General features: G+C 65.7%; 16 protein-coding genes and 2 pseudogenes. 9 read left to right on the plus strand and 9 right to left on the minus strand.

Annotated elements, in window-relative coordinates:
* Positions 1-134: 134 nt before the first annotated feature.
* The 5 genes and pseudogenes from QYH69_RS21485 to QYH69_RS21505 all read left to right on the plus strand — a co-directional run bounded on the left by QYH69_RS21485 (position 135) and on the right by QYH69_RS21505 (position 5,362).
* The gene (locus tag QYH69_RS21485; protein WP_308833796.1) at positions 135-1,400 is read left to right on the plus strand and encodes a YbfB/YjiJ family MFS transporter; all 1,266 of its coding nucleotides are present in this window, start codon (positions 135-137) and stop codon (positions 1,398-1,400) included.
* A 149-nt stretch (positions 1,401-1,549) separates the two neighbouring features.
* Positions 1,550-2,585: pseudogene (locus QYH69_RS21490) on the plus strand (threonine aldolase family protein).
* A 61-nt stretch (positions 2,586-2,646) separates the two neighbouring features.
* On the plus strand, positions 2,647-3,177 hold the full coding sequence (locus QYH69_RS21495; RefSeq protein ID WP_308833797.1) for an NUDIX domain-containing protein: 531 nt from the start codon (positions 2,647-2,649) through the stop codon (positions 3,175-3,177).
* Positions 3,178-3,366: 189 nt separating this feature from the next.
* Entirely contained in the window at positions 3,367-4,515 is a 1,149-nt protein-coding gene (locus QYH69_RS21500; RefSeq protein WP_308833798.1) for an iron-containing alcohol dehydrogenase, read from the plus strand.
* A gap of 64 nt (positions 4,516-4,579) precedes the next feature.
* Positions 4,580-5,362 carry an inositol monophosphatase family protein gene (locus QYH69_RS21505; protein ID WP_308833799.1) on the plus strand — a complete coding sequence of 261 codons (783 nt, stop codon included), beginning with the start codon at positions 4,580-4,582 and terminating at the stop codon, positions 5,360-5,362.
* A gap of 37 nt (positions 5,363-5,399) precedes the next feature.
* Here the strand turns inward: QYH69_RS21505 and QYH69_RS21510 are convergent, their stop codons facing one another.
* The 8 genes from QYH69_RS21510 to QYH69_RS21545 all read right to left on the minus strand — a co-directional run bounded on the left by QYH69_RS21510 (position 5,400) and on the right by QYH69_RS21545 (position 16,147).
* Entirely contained in the window at positions 5,400-6,788 is a 1,389-nt protein-coding gene (locus QYH69_RS21510; protein WP_308833800.1) for a hypothetical protein, read from the minus strand.
* Between the two features lie 175 nt (positions 6,789-6,963).
* On the minus strand, positions 6,964-7,770 hold the full coding sequence (gene iolB, locus QYH69_RS21515; protein WP_308833801.1) for a 5-deoxy-glucuronate isomerase: 807 nt from the start codon (positions 7,768-7,770) through the stop codon (positions 6,964-6,966).
* Positions 7,767-8,693 carry a myo-inosose-2 dehydratase gene (gene iolE / locus QYH69_RS21520; protein ID WP_308833802.1) on the minus strand — a complete coding sequence of 309 codons (927 nt, stop codon included), beginning with the start codon at positions 8,691-8,693 and terminating at the stop codon, positions 7,767-7,769. The genes iolB and iolE overlap by 4 nt, the downstream gene beginning before the upstream one ends.
* Before the next feature lie 49 nt (positions 8,694-8,742).
* Entirely contained in the window at positions 8,743-10,707 is a 1,965-nt protein-coding gene (gene iolD, locus QYH69_RS21525) for a 3D-(3,5/4)-trihydroxycyclohexane-1,2-dione acylhydrolase (decyclizing) (RefSeq protein ID WP_308833803.1), read from the minus strand.
* The gene (iolC, locus tag QYH69_RS21530; protein ID WP_308833804.1) at positions 10,704-12,755 is read right to left on the minus strand and encodes a 5-dehydro-2-deoxygluconokinase; all 2,052 of its coding nucleotides are present in this window, start codon (positions 12,753-12,755) and stop codon (positions 10,704-10,706) included. The genes iolD and iolC overlap by 4 nt, the downstream gene beginning before the upstream one ends.
* A gap of 48 nt (positions 12,756-12,803) precedes the next feature.
* Complete coding sequence (locus QYH69_RS21535) at positions 12,804-13,643, minus strand: ATP-binding cassette domain-containing protein (RefSeq protein WP_308833805.1); 840 nt, start codon at positions 13,641-13,643, stop codon at positions 12,804-12,806.
* A 22-nt stretch (positions 13,644-13,665) separates the two neighbouring features.
* The gene (locus tag QYH69_RS21540; protein WP_308833806.1) at positions 13,666-14,853 is read right to left on the minus strand and encodes an ABC transporter permease; all 1,188 of its coding nucleotides are present in this window, start codon (positions 14,851-14,853) and stop codon (positions 13,666-13,668) included.
* A gap of 244 nt (positions 14,854-15,097) precedes the next feature.
* Positions 15,098-16,147, minus strand: a complete 1,050-nt coding sequence (locus QYH69_RS21545; RefSeq protein ID WP_308833807.1) for a sugar ABC transporter substrate-binding protein — start codon at positions 16,145-16,147, stop codon at positions 15,098-15,100.
* A 318-nt stretch (positions 16,148-16,465) separates the two neighbouring features.
* Between QYH69_RS21545 and QYH69_RS21550 the strand changes: the two genes are divergently transcribed.
* The 4 genes from QYH69_RS21550 to QYH69_RS21565 all read left to right on the plus strand — a co-directional run bounded on the left by QYH69_RS21550 (position 16,466) and on the right by QYH69_RS21565 (position 19,783).
* Positions 16,466-17,347 carry a MurR/RpiR family transcriptional regulator gene (locus QYH69_RS21550; RefSeq protein WP_075157662.1) on the plus strand — a complete coding sequence of 294 codons (882 nt, stop codon included), beginning with the start codon at positions 16,466-16,468 and terminating at the stop codon, positions 17,345-17,347.
* Positions 17,340-18,368 (plus strand): inositol 2-dehydrogenase, encoded by a 1,029-nt coding sequence (gene iolG / locus QYH69_RS21555; protein ID WP_308833808.1) that lies wholly within the window; start codon positions 17,340-17,342, stop codon positions 18,366-18,368. Before QYH69_RS21550 ends, iolG begins: the two co-directional genes overlap by 8 nt.
* Positions 18,365-19,432, plus strand: a complete 1,068-nt coding sequence (locus QYH69_RS21560) for a Gfo/Idh/MocA family oxidoreductase (RefSeq protein ID WP_308833809.1) — start codon at positions 18,365-18,367, stop codon at positions 19,430-19,432. The genes iolG and QYH69_RS21560 overlap by 4 nt, the downstream gene beginning before the upstream one ends.
* Positions 19,433-19,549: 117 nt before the next feature.
* On the plus strand, positions 19,550-19,783 hold the full coding sequence (locus QYH69_RS21565; RefSeq protein WP_374992468.1) for a sulfurtransferase TusA family protein: 234 nt from the start codon (positions 19,550-19,552) through the stop codon (positions 19,781-19,783).
* A gap of 175 nt (positions 19,784-19,958) precedes the next feature.
* On the opposite strand, the pseudogene QYH69_RS21570 reads toward QYH69_RS21565, so the two are convergent.
* Positions 19,959-20,093: pseudogene (locus QYH69_RS21570) on the minus strand (UTP--glucose-1-phosphate uridylyltransferase); the annotation flags it as partial.

Consider the following 20,093-nt stretch of genomic DNA (forward strand, 5'->3'; position numbering starts at 1 on the left):
GGATCGGGAAGGTCAATTAAGATGTCGTCTATCGGTTGCCCTCGGCGCGGACGTCCGCGCGCCCGAGCATGCGGGCACCGGAACGTCCGAACGCTTGCGGACACCGTGAACGCCGCTTCCCCCGTCTTCAGCCTATGAACGACCTGACTCGCGCTGCGCTCGACCTGCGCGCCGGGCCCGCCGCGGCCCGGCGGGCGGCGTTCGCGTGCATGGTCACGCTCGCGGTCGCGCTCGGTGTCGGCCGCTTTGCGTTCACGCCGCTGCTGCCGCTGATGCTCAAAAGCGGCGTGCTCGATATCAGGCAGGGCGGCTGGCTTGCGTCGGCAAACTACGCCGGCTATTTCGTCGGCGCGCTCAGCTGCGCGGCGCTGCGCGTCGATGCGGCGCGCGTCGTGCGCTGCGGGCTTGGCGCGACCGCGCTGCTGGTGCTGGCGATGGGCATCGTCGACAGTCTCGCGCTGTGGTGCGCCGTGCGGTTTGTCGCAGGAATCGCAAGTGCGTGGACCTTCGTGTTCGCGTCCCAATGGGGGCTGCGCCGGCTCGCCGAACTGGGCGAGAGCGCATGGGGCGGACTCATCTATACGGGCCCGGGTTTCGGTATCGTCGGGACCGGGTTGTTCGTCAGCGTCGCGGGCGGGTATGGCGCGACGGCAGGGTGGATCGGCTTCGGCATCGTGTCCGCGGTCTTGACCGCGCTCGTGTGGCGCGTGTTCGTTCCTCGTGACCGCGCCGCTTATTCAACGGCACGGGCAGCGCCGGCATCGAAGACCGACGATAACGCCGCCGCCCGCACGAGCCCACCTTCGCCCGAAAACGCAAACGTCGCCGCCGCGCTCGCGCGCAGAGCGCATCGCGCCGACGCCTCGTGGCTCGTCATCCTCTACGGCATCCCGGGCTTCGGCTACATCATCACCGCGACCTTCCTGCCCGTTATCGCGCGCGCCGCGTTGCCGGGTTCTGCGTGGCCCGATCTGTTCTGGCCGATGTTCGGCGTCGCGCTGATGGCAGGCGCGCTCACCGGTGCGCGGCTCCCCGCGCACTGGGACAACCGGACGCTGCTCGCCGCCTGCTATGTGCTGCAGGCGCTCGGCATCGCATCGGGCATCGTCTGGCCGAGCGCGGGTGGTTTTGCGCTCGGCAGCGTGCTGATCGGCTTGCCGTTCACCGCGATCACGTTGTTCGCGATGCGCGAGGCGCGGCGACTGCACGGCAACGATGCGGCCGGGCTCATGGGGTATGCGACGGCCGCCTACGGTTTGGGCCAGATCGTCGGGCCGCTGATCGCCGCACCGATCGCCGCGCATACGGGCTCGTTCACGATCGCCTTGTGGCTCGCGGCCGGCGCGCTGCTTGCCGGCGCGGCCGGTCTGGTCGCGGTGAGCCTCGCGAGACCGAGGTGAGCGCGCGAGGGCGCAAGCGGCGGGCGCAAAATCGTGCCCCACCTCCGCATGCCGCATTTTCATCGTCTCCAAACAGATCCCGGCCCGCGCACTAAAATGTCGGCTTCCCCACTTCATACCGCGCGGCAACCGCCGCGCGTCAGGCGGCCATGCAACATTTCGCGTCGGACAACTACGCCGGCATCTGTCCCGAGGCGCTCGAGGCGCTGATCGCCGCCAACGGCAGCGGCCACGAGCCCGCTTACGGCGACGACTCCTGGACGCAGCGCGTCTGCGACCGCCTGCGCGACCTGTTTCAGACCGACTGCGAAGTGTTCTTCGTCTTCAACGGCACGGCGGCCAATTCGCTCGCGCTCGCTTCGCTGTGCCAGTCGTATCACTCGGTGATCTGCCACGAACTCGCGCATGTCGAAACCGACGAATGCGGCGGCCCCGAATTCTTTTCGAACGGCTCGAAGCTGCTGACCGCGCCCGGCGTGAACGGCAAGCTCACGCCCGATGCAATCGAAGCCGTCGTCACGCGCCGCGCGGACATCCACTATCCGAAACCGAAGGTTGTCACGCTCACGCAATCGACCGAGGTCGGCACCGTCTATAGCGTCGAAGACGTGCGCGCCATCGCGGCGATCGCGAAGCGCCGGCATCTGAAGGTGCATATGGATGGCGCGCGCTTTGCCAATGCGGTTGCCGCGCTCGACGTGCATCCGTCCGAAATCACGTGGCGCGCCGGTGTCGATGTGTTGTGCTTCGGCGGCACGAAAAACGGCTTGCCGGTCGGCGAAGCGGTGGTGTTTTTCGACCGCGCGCTCGCCGAAGATTTCGCATACCGGCTGAAGCAGGCAGGTCAGCTTGCGTCGAAGATGCGCTTTATCTCGGCGCCATGGCTCGGTCTGCTCGATCACGACGTGTGGCTGCGCAACGCGCGCCATGCGAATTCGATGGCGCGCCTGATGGAGACGCGTCTCGCTGAAATTCCGGGCGTCTCCATCATGTTCCCGTCGCAATCGAATGCAGTGTTTGCGCAACTGCCGGCGCACGCCGCGAAAGCGATGCGCAACCGCGGCTGGAGGGTTCTATGAGTTCATCGGCGCGGGCGGTTGCCGTCTGATGTGCGCATGGGACACGCAGCCGGAGACGGTCGAGCGCTTCGCCGCCGACGTGCGTGAGCTATGTACCCAGGCGTGACGCCCGCAACCGGCTAGCGCAACCCGGCAGCGCAAACCACCGAACCCCACCACGCCTCATCATGACCGACTACCGATTTTGCCCCCGCTGCGCAACGCCGCTCACCGAACGCACCGATCCCAAACACGAGGGCGGCCGCATTCGCCAGAGCTGTCCGGCCGACGGCTGCGGTTATGTGCACTGGAACAATCCGCTGCCCGTGGTCGCAGCGATCGTCGAATACGAGGGCCGCATTCTGCTCGCGCGCAATGCAGCATGGCCCGAAGGGATGTTCGCGCTGATTACGGGCTTCCTCGAAAACGGCGAAACGCCGGAGCAGGGAATCGCGCGCGAAGTGAAAGAAGAGACGTCGCTCGTCGCCGACACGGTCGACCTCGTCGGCGTCTATGAATTCATACGCAAGAACGAGCTGATCATCGCGTATCACGTGCGTGCGCACGGAACGATCGTGCTGTCGCCGGAATTGCTCGAATACCGCCTCGTCGAGCCCGCAAAGTTGCGGCCGTGGCGCGCGGGCACGGGCCAGGCGCTCGGCGAATGGATGCGCCGGCGCGGCTTGCCGTTCGAATTCGTCGAGCGTCCGGGGCAGTAGGGCGCAGGGGAGCGCGGTAGACTGAACGTCGGCCGCCGCGCCACGCTCGTCTGACGGAACACGCGTCGCGCCGCGTCTGTTCGTGCAGGTTGCATCAACGTCTATCGACGTGCATCAGGCATCCGTCCCGGCTCCGCGTCTGGCCGAACTGGGTCGGTCATCAGAACGAGCATCGAGGAGCGTACCGACATGGCCTACATCTACTACCTGACCCACATTCATCTTGGATACGATGCGCTCGCGCCATTGCCGGCCGAGTGCGCACGCGCGGGCATACGGCAACCGCTCGTCGTCTCGGACAAGGGCGTCGTCGCGGCGGGGCTCGTCGAGCGCGTGCTCGATGCGGCGAAGCTCGGCGCTGCGCCCGTGTTCGACGAGACGCCGTCGAACCCGACCGAAGCGATGGTGCATGCAGCGGCCGAACGTTATCGCGAAGCACGGTGCGATGGACTGATCGCGGTCGGCGGCGGTTCGTCGATCGATCTCGCGAAGGGCGTCGCGATTGCCGTCGCGCATCCGGGCCCGCTCATGCATTACGCGACGATCGAAGGCGGCAGCGACAGGATCACGTCGGCATGTGCACCGCTCATCGCCGTGCCGACGACGGCCGGCACCGGCAGCGAGGTCGCGCGCGGCGCGATCGTGATTCTCGACGACGGCCGCAAGGTTGGCTTCCATTCGTGGCATCTGCTGCCGAAGGCGGCGATCTGCGACCCCGGCCTCACGCTCGGCTTGCCGCCCGCGCTGACCGCCGCGACCGGCATGGACGCGATCGCGCATTGCATCGAGACGTTTCTGTCGGCGGCGTTCAATCCGCCGGCCGACGGCATCGCGCTCGACGGGCTCGAGCGCGCGTGGGCCCATATCGAGCGCGCCACCGCGGACGGCAGCGATCGCGATGCGCGGCTCAATATGATGAGCGCATCGATGCAAGGCGCCATGGCGTTCCAGAAAGGGCTTGGCTGTGTGCATTCGCTGTCGCATCCGCTCGGCGGCGTCGCGGTCGGCGGGCGCACGTCGCTGCATCACGGCACGCTGAACGCGGTCGTGTTGCCGGCCGTGCTGCGCTTTAACGAAAGCGCGGACAGCGTGATCGCGAATCATCGCTATGCGCGCATGCGGCGCGTCATGGGCCTGCCGGATAACGCGGATCTCGCGCAGGCGGTGCATGACATGACCGCACGCCTTGGCCTGCCGACCGGCCTCGCGCAGATGGGCGTCGACGCGAGCGTGTTCGACAAGGTCGTTGCCGGCGCACTGGCCGACCATTGCCACAAGACGAACCCGCGCCTCGCGAGCGCCGACGACTACCGGCGCATGCTGACCGAATCGCTGTAATGCGCACACCGCACACTTCAACCGCGCGCGGTATTTCTGCGCGCTCGTCCGTAACGAGGAAGGTATGACCGACGTGCAGTTGCATCACCGCTACCTGGCCGCATGCGCGATCGCGCGCGAAGCGGGCCGCCTGATCCGCTTGCGCTTCGAGCGTCGCGACGAAGCGTTGACGCTGAAATTCAAGGGTCCGCAGGACTACCTGACCGAAACCGATGCAGAAGTCGAACGGCTGATCGCGGCGCGCATCGCCGAATCGTTTCCCGACGACGATTTTTTCGGCGAAGAGGGCGGCGGGTCGTTCGGCCGCGACGTGTGGATTGTCGATCCGATCGACGGCACGGCCGACTTCGCGCGCGGCGTGCCGCACTTCTGTGTGTCGATCGCGTTCGTGCGCGACGGGCGGGCGGAAATCGGCGTGCTCTACGATCCGATGCTCGACGAACTGTTCGCGGCGCGCCGGGGCGCAGGCGCGACGCTGAACGGCGCGCCGATCAAGGTCAGCACGATCGCCGACATCGGGCAATCGGTCGTCGAGCTGGGCTGGTCGTCGCGCATCCCGTTCGAAGGCTTTGCGACCGTGCAGGCGCGCCTGCAGGCGCTCGGCGCGGGCGTCAAGCGCCGCGGCTCCGGCGCGCTCGGCATCGCCTATGTCGCGATGGGACGGCAGGACGCGTACTGCGAACTGCACATCAACTCGTGGGATGCGGCGGCCGCGGTGCTGCTCGTCGAAGAGGCGGGCGGCTGGGCAAACGACTTTCTCACGCCCGACTGTCTGCGCAACGGCAATCGCGTGATCGTCTGCACGCCGGCTCTACGCGAGCATATCGAGCAGGCAATGGCGATCTGAAGCGCGCGTGTGCGGCGCCTGTTTCGCGTGCGCGCCCTCATTGCGGCGGCCGGTGCGTCCTGATGTAGTTCTGCCGGATCGGCGACGACAGCCATTCGTGCGACATGCTGATGCGTTTGTCGGCGGCGACGATCGTCTTCAGCGAATCGACATATCGCTGCCGCAAATCTTCGCCATAACCGGGCCCCGGCGCCGGCAGGTAGAAGCGGACATCCGACGGATATTTCAGTGGATCGAGCGACACTTCCGGCAACGCGCGTGCAGCCTCGCTATCCTGCGCGGTCAGCGCGTTTTCCCATTGCGTCAGCTGTTCAAGCCGTTCGGGCTTGAGCGCCGTCAGGTGCGCGAAACGGTCCGGATCGATGTCCTTCAATTGCTGCAGCCGTTCGGGCGTGAGGCGGCGCAGTTCGGTAAACGCGCGTGCGCGGGCCTCGTTCCCGGCCACCTGGCCGACAAAATCGGCGAGCCGTCCGCCCGGCGTCGCGCCGGGTCCGCTCATACCCTGAGCGAGTTCGAATGCCTGCATGACCTCTTTCTCGCTGGCCGCCTCGGCGCGGCTGGATGCATCGATCTGGTCCAGGATCGCGTCGCATACGCGGTTCTGCAGCGACTGTTTCAGTCCGCTGGCATCGGAAAAGATCGCTTCGCGGTCCGCCTTCGAATGCGCGAGACGGAACTGCCTGCCGAGATCGTTCAGCCTGTCGAGATCGTCCTGCGCGCCATCGCCGAGCGTCCCGCTGCCGAACGGCGCGTTGAAGATCGCTTGCGCGCGTTGCCGCGGGTCGGTCCTCGCTTCCTGATATTCGTCCGCGAGCTGGTCGCGCAGCGTCGTGGCGTCATTGGCATACTTGTCGCGCAGCCATGCATTCGATGTCGATTCGAACGCGTCCCAGTTCGACTTCATCTGATTGCGATACTGAGCGGCGACGTCGGCCGGCAATTGCGCGAGCATGCCCAGATCGCGCTCCGCCTCGCCTTCGAATTTGCCTGCATCGTCGGGATAGCCAGCCATCAGGACTTCTACGAGCTGCGCACTGAGGTCGGCATTGAGCGTATCGCCGGCGGCGTTGGCGTGCTTGTCGTCGTAGCGCTTGAGCAGCGAGGTGAATTCGGCGTCGGTGGCGTGTCGCGCATCAGGCGGCGCTTGCAGAGGGTTCGCCGCGGTTTGCGCGGTTTGCGGTGGTGAGGTGAGCGGGCCGGCAGGCGGCGCGCCTCTCGCCGCAATCTGTGCGGCGGACGGCAACGACGGCTGTGGGTTCTGTCCGTTGTGCCGCTGGTGCCGCTGGTGAGGATGGTGCTGCGGGCGGCCCGTACGCGTGGCGTCCGGTTCGTGGCGCGGCGCGGGGTCGGGCGCCTGATTCGCATCGGGGTCCGCGCTCGAGATCGCGCGGGCGGCGACAGTGGGACTCGTTGCAGATGTCGTCATGGGCTGCCTTATGTGAAAGAAGGGTGGTTCGCATCGGCGAAACCGCCCCTCTATCAAAGCAAGAACCCACATGTGCGAGGTGCTATCCCGATAACGTCGCGGTATCGTGCGATACCGCGCGTTCCCGCTGCCGCATCCTTATCGGCGTGCATCGCGCGAGGCGCGACGTCGCGTATCAGGCGCGCGTATCGCGCTCGACGATCCATTCATGGGCCGGATCGTTCCTGAAATGCCAGACGCGCTGCGTGCCCGCCATCACGTTCAGATAGTACGAGTCGTAACCGTACGGCACGATCACCGGGTGGTAGCCGCGCGGCACCATGACGACGTCGTGATCCTCGACGGCCATCGATTCGTCGATATCGCGTTCGTCGGTATAGACGCGCTGGAACGCAAAACCCTGGCGTGGATTGAGCCGATGGTAGTACGTCTCTTCGAGCGAACTTTCGTGCGGAATATTGTCGGTGTCGTGCTTGTGCGGCGGATAGCTCGATGAATGACCGCCGGGCGTGCGCACCTCGACCACGAGCAGCGATTCGGCCGGCTCGGTTTGTGGAAGGATGTCGCACACATAGCGCGTGTTGAGCCCTTTGCCGCGCGTCGAGCGCTTCATCGTCGCGGGCTCGATCAGACGCGCCGCGAATTTGCCCGTCGCCGGCGCGCTGGCGACGCCGACTTCCGCGCGCCGGTTCGCGCGTACCGTTGCGCGCACGCCGGGCGGCAGGTACACGGCATACGGCGCGCTGTCTTCGAACACGCTGTCGCGCGAGCCGAGACCGGTCCAGCGTTCCCGACCGGTCTCGATGTCGACGGCGCCCTCGAGCACGACGATGCACACTTCGCGCGATGCTTCGAGCACATGCACGACTTCATTCGCTTCGAGCCGGTAGGCCGCGAAGCCGACGAAGCGCCAGCCCGCCGAGTCGGGCGTGACGCGCGCGATGGTCTGGCCTTCGCGCCCGGCCTTGACGAGCAGACTCATGCTGCCTCCCGAGTGGTCGTGGTTGTCACGGTAAGGGGCGCGTCGACCAGCGCGCGCAGCGTCCGGTAACCCTTTTGAGCGAATGCATACGACGGCGCGACGGCCGGATCCTGCTCGGCCTCGACGACGAGCCAGCCGCGATAACCGTGGCGTTTGAGCCGCGTGACGATGCCCGCGAAATCGACCGCGCCGTCGCCGGGCACCGTGAATGCGCCGTTCAATACCGCGTCGAGAAAACTCCAGTTGCGGTTGCGCGCGAGCTTCATGATCGCGGGCCGCACATCCTTGCAATGCACGTGACAGACGCGCGCGACGTGCCGGTCGAGCACCTCGAGCGGGTCGCCGCCCGCGAACGTGATATGGCCGGCGTCGAACAGCAGGCCGACCGCATCGCCCGTGAGCGCCATCAGCCGGTCGACGTCGGCGGGCGTTTCGACATACGCGCCCATATGATGGTGATAGGCAAGCCGCACGCCGCGGCTTAGCGTGTATTGCGCGAATTCATCGACGCGCTTCGCGTAAACGTTCCACTGCGCCTCCGTGAAAAAGCGCGGCCGCTGATAAAGCGGTGCGGGCGAGCCCTGAATCGAATCGGCGACTTCGCCATATACCATCACGTCGGCGCCGTTCTTCGCGAGCAGATCGAGATGCGGTCCGACCGCTTCGATTTCCTCGGCGACGCTGCGCTTCGCGAGCCGCCCCGAATACCAGCCCGATACGAGCGCGAGATCGTACTGCGCGAGCAGCGTCTTCAAGGCTTGCGGCTGACGCGGAAATTTGTTGCCGAGCTCGAAGCCCTCGTAGCCGATTTCGCGGCCTTCGGTCAGTGCGACCTCGAGCGGCGTTTCGCCGCCGAGCGAGGGCAGATCGTCGTTCATCCACGACAGCGGATTGATGCCAATGCGTACTTCGAAGGTTGACATGCGATGTTCCTCGTTCGATGGCCCCCGGTGCGGGCGTCCGGGCGCGTATTCAGTCGTGAGCCTTGCTGTGTGCGGGGCTGCCGCGCGCGGCGAGGTGGGCTTCGTATTGCGCGCGTGCATCGCGCACACCTGCGCGCGGCGAGACTTCGGGCACCGCGACTTCCCACCACCAGCCGCCGTCGTCGGTCGTGCGGGCGGGGTCGGTATCGATGCTGATCACGTACGTGCGATCGGCGGCGCGCGCGCGTTGCAGCGCGGCTTCGAGTTCGCCGATGTTCGCCGCGTGCTCGGCCTGTGCGCCGAGCGAGCGCGCATGCGCGGCGAAATCGATGGCCGGCGCGCCGCCTGCGCCTTGCACGCAGTCGTCGAGCAGGTTGTTGAACGGCGCGCCGCCGCAGGCCTGCTGCAAACGGTTGATGCAGCCGTAGCCGCGGTTGTCGAGCACGACGACGATCAGCTTCGCGCCGAGCATCACGGAGCTTGCGATCTCGCTGTTCAGCATCAGGTAGCTGCCGTCGCCGACCATCACGACCACTTCGCGCTCGGGGCGCGCGAGCTTCGCGCCGAGGCCGCCCGCGATCTCGTAGCCCATGCACGAGTAGCCGTATTCGACGTGATAGGCGCCGGGCCGGCTTGCGCGCCACAGCTTGTGCAATTCCGCGGGCAGCGTGCCGGCCGCGCAGACGACGATGTCGTCGGCTGCCGACTGCGCGCTCGAGCGCTGCACCGCGCCGATCACGTCGGCGTCGTACGGCAGCACGTTGTCGCGTTGCGGCGCGTGCGTGAGCCGGTCGACGGCCGCGCGCCATTCGTCGGCGAGCCGATGCGCGCGCTGCGTCCATGCGGCGTCGGCGCGCCAGTCCCGCAATTGCGCGGACAGTGCCGCCAGCGCGCGCCCGGCATCGGCTTCGACGACGAGCCCGCGGTGCTTGAGCCCGTCGAACGCATTCGCGTTGATGCCGATCACGTCCGCCTGCGTAAAGAGCGTATTCGAGCCGGTCGTGAAATCCTGCAAGCGCGTGCCGACGGCGAGCACGCAATCGGCTTCATGCGCGAGCGCATTCGCGCCGGGCGAGCCGGTCACGCCGAGCGCGCCCATGTTGAGCGGATCGCTCCACGCAAGCGAGCCCTTGCCGGCTTGCGTTTCCGCAACCGGAATGCCATGCTGAGCGGCGAACGCGCGCAGCGCTTCGGTTGCGTGTCCGTACAGCACGCCGCCGCCCGCCGCGATCAGCGGGCGCTTTGCATCGCGCAAGCGGGCGAGTGCCGCGGCGATCTCGTGATCGACGGGCGCCGGCGCATGAAACTGCACGACGCGCGGCTCGAAGAAACTGGCCGGATAGTCGTAGGCCGCGGCCTGCACGTCCTGCGGCAGCGCGAGCGTGACGGGGCCGCAGAGCGCGGCATCGGTCAGCACGCGCAGCGCGCGCGGCAGCGCATTGAGCAGTTGCGCCGGATGCACGATGCGGTCGAAGTAGCGCGAGACGGGCTTGAAGACGTCGTTCGCGGAGATGCCGCCATCGTGGAAGTCTTCGACCTGTTGCAGCACCGGATCGGGCGCGCGCGAGACGAAGATATCGCCGGGCAGCAGCAGTACCGGCAGGCGGTTCACATGCGCGAGCGCGGCGGCCGTGACGAGATTCGTCGCACCGGGTCCGATCGATGTCGTGACTCCCATCATCCGGCGGCGGAAATGCGCTTTCGCATACGCGATCGCGCTATGCGCCATCGCCTGCTCGTTGTGCGCGCGCAGCGTCGGCAATTCGTTGCGGTACTGGTAGAGCGCTTCGCCGAGGCCGGCCACGTTGCCGTGCCCGAAGATCGCGAACACGCCGCCGAACAGCGGCTCCGTGCTCTTGCCGTCTTCGCTGACCACGCGCTGCGCGGCCAGATAACGCACGAGCGCCTGCGCCGCGGTCAGGCGCTCGGTCAGGCAAATCGTGCCGTTCGGGGAAGCCTGCGCGGCTGCGCTTTCCACAGTCGCCGTTTCATGACTCAAGCCATGCTCGTTCATGCTGCCTGCTCCTGATGGACCGCGTGCGCGCGGGCCGCGCGCGCAGCGTCGCCGCCGCGCGCCGTACGCCACGACGCGATCAAGGTTTCGAAAGTGCGCCGTACGCGCGCGATCAGTTCGTCGTCGCCGATCTCTCCCGCAAGCCACGCATGGCTCGGTTCGTGGAAAATCGTGCGGCCGACCGTGAAGCCGCGGCACGTCGCCGACGCGGCCGCCGCGCCGAAACCGTCGATCAGCTGCTCGAGCGGCGCCGACAGTCCAAGCAGCACGACGCCGCGGCAATACGGATCGCGCTCGGCGATCAGCGCATCGACGGCCTTCCACTGCGCGGCGTCGAGCGGCGCGAGCTTCCACCATTCCGGATAGATGCCGATGTTGTAGAGCCGCTTCAACGCGCGCTGGACGATGTCCGGATCGCACGGCAGGTCGGCGCGCTTCGGCGGAATCACTTCGAGCAGCAATTCGTGGCCGCTTGCCTGCACCGCGTCGTACAGCGCGCGCAGTTGCGCCTCCTGTTCGACGCGCTGTTCGACCGGCTCGTCCGGGTGATAGTGGACGAGGCATTTCACCACGTGCTCGCGCGGCCAGCTCGCGAGCGTCGTGCCGATCGAACGGCCGTGATCGAACACGAGCGGCGCCGAGCCCGGCAGTTCGACCGGGCGGCCGATCCACCAGCCGCGCCCGGTCGCCGCATTGAGCGCATCCTGGCCGTAGCGGTCGTCGATCAGCACGCCGATACGCCCCTGCAGTCCGAGCGCGGCTTCCGTTTGCGCGACCGCTGCGACGAACAGGCCCTTCAACTGCGCGATGCGCGCGTCGCTTGCGCCCGCCTGCTGCGCAAGTTCGAAGAACTGGTTGCGATGGTCGAAGGCGAAGCCGAGCACTTCGTCCCATTGCTTGCGGGCCGGCGTGACGCGATGCAGACGCGCGAGCTTCGCATCGAGGTCGGGGCGGCGCATCCGTTGCGGGTCCGCCTTCGCTTCGGCGAGGAAGTAGTCGAGTTCGGCGGGCGTCGGCATGGCCGGCGCGCAGCCGTGGCGCGACACGACGAGCGCGCCGCTCGCGTTCGCGGCGCGCGCGCACGCGTCGAGCGGCTGGTCGCGCAGCCAGCCGGAGAGGAACCCGGATGCGAACGCATCGCCGGCGCCGAGCACGTTCAGCACGTCGACCTGCACGCCGCCGTGAAGCGGCGCGTCGTCGAGTTTCGCAGGCACCGCGCTGTCGACGATCTGGCAGCCGAGCGGCCCGCGCTTGACGACGAGCGTCGCGGGCGTGACCGAGCGCACCGTGCGCAGCGCTTCGAGCAGGTCGGTGTGGCCGCCCGCGATGCGGAATTCCTCCTCGGTGCCGATCACGAGGTCGAACAGCGGCAGCATGCCTTGCAGATGCGCGCTCACGCCTTCGTTCGCAATAAAGCGCGTTTCGCCGTCGGCCTTGCCCGTCAAACCCCACAGCACCGGTCGATAGTCGATGTCGAGCACGGTGCGCACGCCGTTGCGGCGCGCATACTCGAGCGCGCGGCGGCTCGTGCGGTTCACCTGTTCCGTCGACAGATGGGTGCCCGTGATCAGCAGCGCTTTTGCCGATGCGATGAACGCCTCGTCGAAATCCGCTTCGTCGACAGCCATATCCGCGCAGTTCTCGCGATAGAAGATCAGCGGGAACGTGTCGCGGTCCTTGAGGCCGAGCAGCACGAGCGCCGTGAGCCGTTCGCGGTCGATGCGCACATGGCTCACGTCGCAGCCTTCGCGCGCGAGCGTTTCGGTCAGAAAGCGGCCCATATGATCGTCGCCGACGCGCGCAAGCATTGCCGATGCGAGTCCGAGCCGCGCACAGCCGAACGCGATATTCGCCGACGAACCGCCCAGATATTTCGCGAAGCTCGATACGTCTTCGAGCCGTGCGCCGACCTGCTGTGCATACAGGTCGACGGCGAAGCGGCCGAGACAGATGATGTCGCGGCTGCGGCCGGCAGCGAAGCGGCCCGTATGCGCGGCCGGGCTGCCGGAGCGGGATATATCGGCCGCGGAGTTCGAAGTAGGTGCCATGGAATGTCCTGTAGGTCGTGGCGTCGGATCAGGTGGGCGGCTGTGCGCTCAGATCGTCGCGCCGTCGAGTTCGGCGATCATCTTCTGCATTTCGGCGCCGCCCGCCATCATGTCGAGCACCTGCTCCTTGCTGATCGTGTCCTTCGTATAAGTGCCGAGCGATCTGCCGCGGTTGAGCAGCGTGAACGAATCGCCGATCGGATACGCGTGATGCACGTTGTGCGTGATGAAGATCACCGAAATGCCTTTCGCACGCGCCTTGTGGATCAGCTTCAGCACGTTGAAGCTCTGCTTGACGCCGAGCGCCGCCGTCGGTTCGTCGAGAATCAGCACGCGCGCGCCGAAGTGGATCGCGCGCGCGATCGCGAGACATTGCCGCTCGCCGCCCGACATCGTGCCGATCGGCTGATGCGGATCGCGCACGTGAATGCCCATTTCCGCGAGCTTTTCGCGCGCGGTCTGCGCGCTCGTATCGAGGTCCATCACGGTGAAGAGGCCGAACATCTTTTTCTGCGGCTCGCGGCCCATGAAGAAGTTGCGCGCCACCGAGAGCAGCGGCACCAGCGCGAGATCCTGGTAGACGGTTGCGATGCCGCGGTCGAGCGCATCTTTCGGCGACTCGAAATGCACGGGCTTGCCGTCGACCAGATACTGGCCCGCGGAAGGCGTATGCACACCCGCCAGCGTTTTGATCAGCGTCGATTTGCCCGCGCCGTTGTCGCCGAGCAGGCAGTGCACTTCGCCGCGTTCGAGGCGCAATGTGACGCCTGACAACGCAATGACCTTGCCGAAAAACTTGCTGACGTTTTCGAGCGCGAGGATGTAGTCGCCGTGTTCTGCCGCCGAATTCGGGGCGGCGTTTTCGCCGCGGTTGATGACGTCGGACATGTTCGTCTCCTTGCTCTGTCGATCAGGACTGCGCAACGCGGCGGCGCACATAGTGGTTGAACAGCACCGCAAGCAGCAGCATCACGCCGAGGAACACGCGGAACCAGTCGGAGCTGACGTCGGTGTAGGTAATGCCGATCTGCACCACGCCGAAAATCAGTGCGCCGAAGCAGGCGCCGATCACCGAGCCGTAGCCGCCGGTCAGCAGCGTGCCGCCGATCACCGCGGCGATGATCGCTTCGAATTCCTTCTGCAGACCGCGGTCGGCGGCGGCCGAGCCGATATCGCAGACTTGCAGCACCGCGAACAGGCACGAGCAGAACGCGGTCAGCACGAACAGCGCGATCTTCACGCGTTTGACCGGCACGCCGACGTTTTTGGCCGCATTCGCATCGCCGCCGACGGCGAGAATCCAGTTGCCGTAGCGCGTCTTCGCGAGCACGAACGCGCAGATTGCCGCGAGCGCGAACCACCAGAGCAGGACTTTGGGAATGCCGGGCACGAGCGGCTTGCCGTTATCGAGCAATGTGCCGATGCCCATATGCGCGAGTGTCGTGAACAGTCCGTGCAGCGCGACGCCATGGAACAGGAAGTTGCTGACCGGATCGGCCTGCGCGAGGTCGCCGACACCGGAGATGATCGTACGGTCCGCCACCATGATCGACAGCGCGAGCGTGAGGCCGCGCAGGATAAACAGGAAGGCGAGCGTGACGATGAACGACGGCAGCCGCGTACGCATCACGAGATAGCCGTTCAGGGCGCCGAGCAGCATCGAGCCGACGAACGCGAAAATGATCGCCGCCCAGATCGGCCAGTGGAAATAGACAGCGGGAATCGCCACCATCATGCCGGCGAAGCCGATCATCGAGCCGATCGAAAGGTCGAACTCGCCGGCAATCATCAGCAGACACGCGCCGACCGCGAGAATGCCGAGATAGGCCGATACCTGCGACCAGTTCATCACGCCGTCGAGATTGAACATGCCGGAGTTGCCGGCGCCGATCGCGAAGACGAGAAACACGAGCACGGTGCCGGAGATCGCGGCGAACTCCGGACGGTTCAGCAGATGGCCGAACCAGGATTCCTTGCGGATGCGTTCGTCGCCGTGCGCCGCCGCGGGTTGCTCCGCGGAGGACGCGGCAGGCGACGCGTCACTGTTGCTCGACGCATCTGCTGGATGCGACGGAAAATGTTTTCCGGCTACGCCCATGATGTCTCCTTGCAAGATGCCCGGTTTTCTTCACTCGCGCGATCGACGCTGCGAACGAAGAAAACAGGTAATTGGTGCGGCCCGGCGCGTCGTTACGCGCGCGGAGACGGAGCGGAGAAGTCCGCCGGTGCCGCGCGCGTGTGCGGGATGCGCACTTCGCGTCCGGTGCCGCGTGCTGCTGGCTACCGGGTTGAAGCAGCGGATCGAACCGGCGGATCGAACCGGCCGATCGAACCGCGATCAATCAGCGATACTGGCCCGCGTATTTGATGACCTTGTCGAGATTCTCCCTGGTGATAAATCCCGGACCCGAGCGGATGTCCTTGGGCCCGTAGGACGGCTGAAGCCCGTAAGTCTCGAGCCGCTCCTTGAACTTCGGATTGGCCTGGAGGATCTGGCGGATCTTCACGGGATCGGTCGTGTGATCCTTCTTCGCGATCGCCAGCACAGCGACCGGAATGTAGCCCTGCAGATACGGCTGCTGATCGATCGCGAACTGGATCGTGCCGGCCTGAATCGCCTTCGCGATATCGTCCGAGAAGTCGAACGTGCAGAAATAGATCTTGCCGGCAAGGCCCATCTGCTGCACTGCCTTCAGCGTCGCAGCGGCAGGCACGGGACCGAGCGTCAGGATCGCGCCGGTGTTCGGATGATTGCGCAGATACGCGCTCACCTTCGACTGGATTTCGGTCGGGTCCTGGCCCGAGTCGATCGTCGACGTCTTGTAGTTGACGCCGATCGCGTCGGCAAAGCCGCGGCAGCGGTCGAACGACACCGAGTTCGTCGCAATGTGATTCACGCACAGGAACGACTTCACGCCCGCCGCTTTCGCCTTTTCGCCGGCCGCCTTGCCCGCGACATACTCAGGCTGGCCGACGTGCATGATCGCGCCGAGCTTCGCGCTCTGTTCTTCGGTACCCGAATTGATCGTGACGAGCGGAATCTTCTTTGCAGTGACCTTGCCGATCGAACTCTTCAGCACGTCGTAGTCGGCGATCGTGGTGATCACGCCGTCGTAGTTGCGCGCGGCGGCCTGTTCGATCAGACGCGACATGTCGGCGATGTCGCCGTTTGGCGGATTGCGATAGTCGGTTTCGACGTTGAAGTCTTCGTCGGCCTGCTTGATCGCGTTCTTGATCGTGTTCCACCACGAATCGGAATCGGGCGCGTGGCTGATCAGCACGAAGTGCGCATCGGGCGCCGCCTGTGCCGGCGATGATGCAGCGAAGCCAAGCGATAGCGAAAGCGCTGCAAAGAGCGCCGTGAGCGAACCCTTGCCTCTGCAAAGTTTCATTGTCTCCACCTTTCTCGGTCTGTTCGTTTTTGAGGGAGCGTATGAGGCGCCTGCCTGCAACCGGGTTGCAACGCGGGCGACCTGCGTGCGGCTTCCCGCACCGGAATGGACGCGCCATCGCTCACGACCAAGATTAGGTCAACTTCGACAGCGGTGCAATGGAAATTTCAACAAAAATAAAATTGGAAAATACGTTCCATCTGATGGGTGCGCTACCTATAATCGGCAACGTCGGACAGCCGCACCGGGCACGCCTCAAGTGTGTGTCACGCATGCCTCGCGGCTTTTGCGACGCAACACAGCACTGAAGGGAAGGCCATGGCCGAGGACAACACAGAAGAATTGCCGAGCGTCGATGAATTGATGCAGCGCATCGCGGAGAACTACGAATCGCTGCCGCGTCAGTTGAAGAGCGTGGCGACGTATATCGAGCAGCATCGCGGCAGCGTGATGGTCGATCGCACGAGCGATATCGCGACGAGTTGCGGCGTGCATCCGTCGGCGGTAGTGCGCTTTGCGCAGCGCTTCGGCTTCTCCGGGTTTTCCGATCTGCAGGCGGTATTTCGTCAGGCATATACGGGGCAGGGCGCATCGTCGCCGAGTTATCAGCAACGCATTCGCAAGCTGATCGACGAGAAGCCGGGTCGCCTCGCGGGCGGCACGGTCGCGCGCGAATTCATCGCCGCGTGCCGCGGCGGTCTCGACGAACTCGAGGGAACCCTCGACGACGCGCAGTTCGATGCGGCCGTGAAGATGATGCAGCAGGCCGACAACATCTATGTGGTCGGCGTGCGGCGCTCGTTTCCGGTGGCGAGCTATATCGTCTATGCGCTGCAGCACACGCCGAAACGCGTGCATCTGGTATCGGGCTTCGGCGGCATGTACCGCGAGCAGATTCGCAGCGTGAAGAAAGGCGACGTGGTGATCGCGATCAGCTTCGCGCCATACGGCAAGGAGACGCAGTACTGCCTGCGCGTTGCGCATCACCATCAGGCGAAGACACTATTGATCAGCGACAGCCAGCTGTCGCCGCTCGCACGCTATGCCACCACGCAGCTGTATGTGAAAGAGGGCAGCGCGTTCGCGTTCCGCTCGCTGACCAGCACGATCTGCCTGTGCCAGGCGCTCTTTATCGCGCTTGCGTACAAGCTTGAACTGAACGTTGAAGAATCGAAAGACACTGGAGGATACGATGACTGATGGCGTGACGGGAGGCGGCAAACCAATCGACGTCGCGGTATTCGGCGCGGGCCGCATCGGCAGGATTCATGCGGCGAATCTCGCGCGGCAGCCGGGCGTGCGGCTCAAATACGTGGTCGATGTAAACCGCGATGCAGCCGCGGCGCTGGCTGCGCAGCACGGTGCGCAGGTCGCCGATATCGATGGTGCGATGGGCGATGCGTCGGTCGGCGCGACGGTGATCTGCTCGAGCACCGATACGCATGCCGATCTGATTCTGAAGTCGGCGGCGCAGAAGAAACATGTGTTCTGCGAGAAGCCCGTCGACCTCGCGCTCGAACGCGCGCGCGCATGCGCTGATGCGGTTGCGCAAGCGGGCGTGGTTTGCATGATCGGTTTCCAGCGGCGCTTCGATCCGACTTTTGCCGCGGTGAAAGCGCGCATCGAAGCAGGCGAAATCGGTACGCCCGAAATGCTCGTCGTGACGAGCCGCGATCCGGGCGTGCCGCCCGTCGAGTACATCAGGCATTCGGGCGGCATCTTCAAGGACATGCTGATTCACGACTTCGATATCTTCCGCTGGATTCTCGACGACGAAGCGGACACGCTGCATGCGACCGGCAGCTGTCTGTCGGACCCGGCGATCGCCGACGCGGGAGATATCGATTCGACCGCGGTGACGATCCGCACGAAGCGCGGGCGCCTGTGCCAGATCAATACCGCACGGCGCGCCGCGTACGGCTACGACCAGCGTTTCGAAGTGCTCGGCAGCGACGGCATGCTGCAGGCGGGCAACGTGCGGCCGACCGAAGTCGTCGCGTATTCGAAGACCGCGGTGTCGAGCGATGTGCCCGAGGCGTTTTTTCTCGAACGGTACCGTGCGGCGTATGCGCTCGAGATCGCGCATTTCTTCGATGTGCTCACGCAAGGCAAAGCCGTGCGCACGACCGTTGCCGACGGTCTGAAGGCGCTCGAGCTGGCCGAAGCGGCGGCGCGTTCGTGGCGTGAAGGGCGTGCCGTGAAGCTCGGCGAGGCTTCATGATGGCGGCGGCGGAAGCACTGCAAGGCGCGCCGCTGCGGATCGGCGTCGTCGGCCTCGGCCGGCTCGGCAAGCGGCATGCGCAGAACCTCGCGTATCGCGTGCATGGCGCGACGCTGGCCGCCGTGTGCAGCCCGCTCGACGAAGAGCTCGCGTGGGCGCGCGGTGCGCTGCCCGCGCCGCGCGAGTATCGCGACTACGCGGCGCTGCTCGCCGATCGCGACATCGACGCGGTGTGGCTCGTCACGCCGTCGGCCTTGCATGCGCAGCAGATCGTCGATGCATTGCATGCGGGCAAGCATGTGTTCTGCGAGAAACCGCTGTCGCTCGATCTTGCCGAATGCGAACGCGTGCTGGGCGAAGCGCGGCGCCAGCCGCACTTGCAGGCGACGATCGGCTTTATGCGCCGCTTCGACCCGAGCTATCGCGACGCGTACGACAAGATCGAGTCGGGCCTGATCGGCCGGCCATTCATGGTGCGCTCGCAGACCTGCGACCTCAACGATCCGGACGGCTTCTTCGTCCGCTTTGCGCCGACTTCGGGCGGCATCTTTCTCGACTGCACCGTGCACGATATCGACGTCGCGCGCTGGCTGCTCGGCAAGCCGAAGGCGCAGCGCGTCTATGCGGCGGGCACCGTCGCGTTGCACGAGGGCTTGCGCGAGTTCGGCGACGTCGACAACGGCGTCGCGATCTGCGAATTCGAAGGCGGCGGCCTCGCGATGTTCTATGCGTCGCGCACGATGGCGCACGGCAACGATACGGGCAGCGAAGTGATCGGTACCGCGGGAGCGCTTGCGATTGGCCGCAATCCCCGGCTCAATCGCGTCGAGATCGCGGACGTGCATGGCGTGCGCAACGAGTGCACGCCGACGTTTTTCGATCGCTTCGAAGACGCGTTCCTGTATGAAGCGCAGGCGTTCGTCGCCGAAGTCCGGAACGCGCGCAACGGTCACGGCGGCGCCGGCGGTTCGAGCGGCGCGACGCTCGCCGACGCGCTCGAGGCGACACGCATCGGCAGTGCGATGCGGCGTTCGCTCGAAACGGGCGAGGCTGTCACGCTGTGAGGACCGCGTCGCCTTGCGGCGCAAATCAGGGTGGGGCGGCGCGCACGAGGCGCCTGCGGTAGAATTTGGCCCTCTGTATGGCGTTTCGATGACGCCTCATCCCGAAGGTCCTCGCCGATGGAAATTCAGATTCACAAGGAAGTCGATGCGCGCGGGCTGAACTGCCCGCTGCCGATCCTGCGCGCGAAAAAAGCGCTCGCCGACATGGAGAGCGGTCAAATACTGAAGGTGCTCGCAACCGATCCGGGCTCGCAACGCGATTTCGCCGCGTTCGCGAAGCAGACGGGCAACGGTATCGTCGAAACGACGACGCAGGACAAGACGTTTATCTTTCTGATCCGGCGGCGATAGAGGGGCGAAAGCAGATCGAAAGCAGGCCGCTCTTCCCGGCGACCGTGTGCCCAAAACAAAGGCGCTATGCCTGCATGAGCAGACATAGCGCCTTTTGCCATTTTTGCCATTTTTGCCATTGTCGAGCGCCGTCGCGACCGCGCGCGGTCGCAGTCGAGCGCCGATTCCTGGCCTCCTAGCCTTCGAGCACCGGCGAGCGCGTGCGCAGATACTGTTCGAAATCGGCCGCCACTTCCGGATGACGCAGCGCGAACTCGACGGTCGCCTTCAGGTAACCGAGCTTGCTGCCGCAGTCGAAACGCGTGCCGTG

The sequence above is a fragment of the Paraburkholderia sp. SARCC-3016 genome (assembly GCF_031119615.1).
Classification (GTDB): Bacteria; Pseudomonadota; Gammaproteobacteria; order Burkholderiales; family Burkholderiaceae; genus Paraburkholderia.

Bases quoted from the DNA above. Each gene is read 5' to 3' on its own strand.
- QYH69_RS21545 (WP_308833807.1), bottom strand. From the start codon at position 16,147: ATGAAACTTTGCAGAGGCAAGGGTTCGCTCACGGCGCTCTTTGCAGCG.
- QYH69_RS21535 (WP_308833805.1), bottom strand. From the start codon at position 13,643: ATGTCCGACGTCATCAACCGCGGCGAAAACGCCGCCCCGAATTCGGCG.
- QYH69_RS21560 (WP_308833809.1), top strand. From the start codon at position 18,365: ATGATGGCGGCGGCGGAAGCACTGCAAGGCGCGCCGCTGCGGATCGGC.
- iolG (WP_308833808.1), top strand. From the start codon at position 17,340: ATGACTGATGGCGTGACGGGAGGCGGCAAACCAATCGACGTCGCGGTA.
- iolB (WP_308833801.1), bottom strand. From the start codon at position 7,770: ATGAGTCTGCTCGTCAAGGCCGGGCGCGAAGGCCAGACCATCGCGCGC.
- QYH69_RS21550 (WP_075157662.1), top strand. From the start codon at position 16,466: ATGGCCGAGGACAACACAGAAGAATTGCCGAGCGTCGATGAATTGATG.
- QYH69_RS21540 (WP_308833806.1), bottom strand. From the start codon at position 14,853: ATGGGCGTAGCCGGAAAACATTTTCCGTCGCATCCAGCAGATGCGTCG.
- QYH69_RS21485 (WP_308833796.1), top strand. From the start codon at position 135: ATGAACGACCTGACTCGCGCTGCGCTCGACCTGCGCGCCGGGCCCGCC.
- iolC (WP_308833804.1), bottom strand. From the start codon at position 12,755: ATGGCACCTACTTCGAACTCCGCGGCCGATATATCCCGCTCCGGCAGC.
- iolD (WP_308833803.1), bottom strand. From the start codon at position 10,707: ATGAACGAGCATGGCTTGAGTCATGAAACGGCGACTGTGGAAAGCGCA.
- QYH69_RS21510 (WP_308833800.1), bottom strand. From the start codon at position 6,788: ATGACGACATCTGCAACGAGTCCCACTGTCGCCGCCCGCGCGATCTCG.
- QYH69_RS21500 (WP_308833798.1), top strand. From the start codon at position 3,367: ATGGCCTACATCTACTACCTGACCCACATTCATCTTGGATACGATGCG.
- QYH69_RS21495 (WP_308833797.1), top strand. From the start codon at position 2,647: ATGACCGACTACCGATTTTGCCCCCGCTGCGCAACGCCGCTCACCGAA.
- iolE (WP_308833802.1), bottom strand. From the start codon at position 8,693: ATGTCAACCTTCGAAGTACGCATTGGCATCAATCCGCTGTCGTGGATG.
- QYH69_RS21565 (WP_374992468.1), top strand. From the start codon at position 19,550: ATGGAAATTCAGATTCACAAGGAAGTCGATGCGCGCGGGCTGAACTGC.
- QYH69_RS21505 (WP_308833799.1), top strand. From the start codon at position 4,580: ATGACCGACGTGCAGTTGCATCACCGCTACCTGGCCGCATGCGCGATC.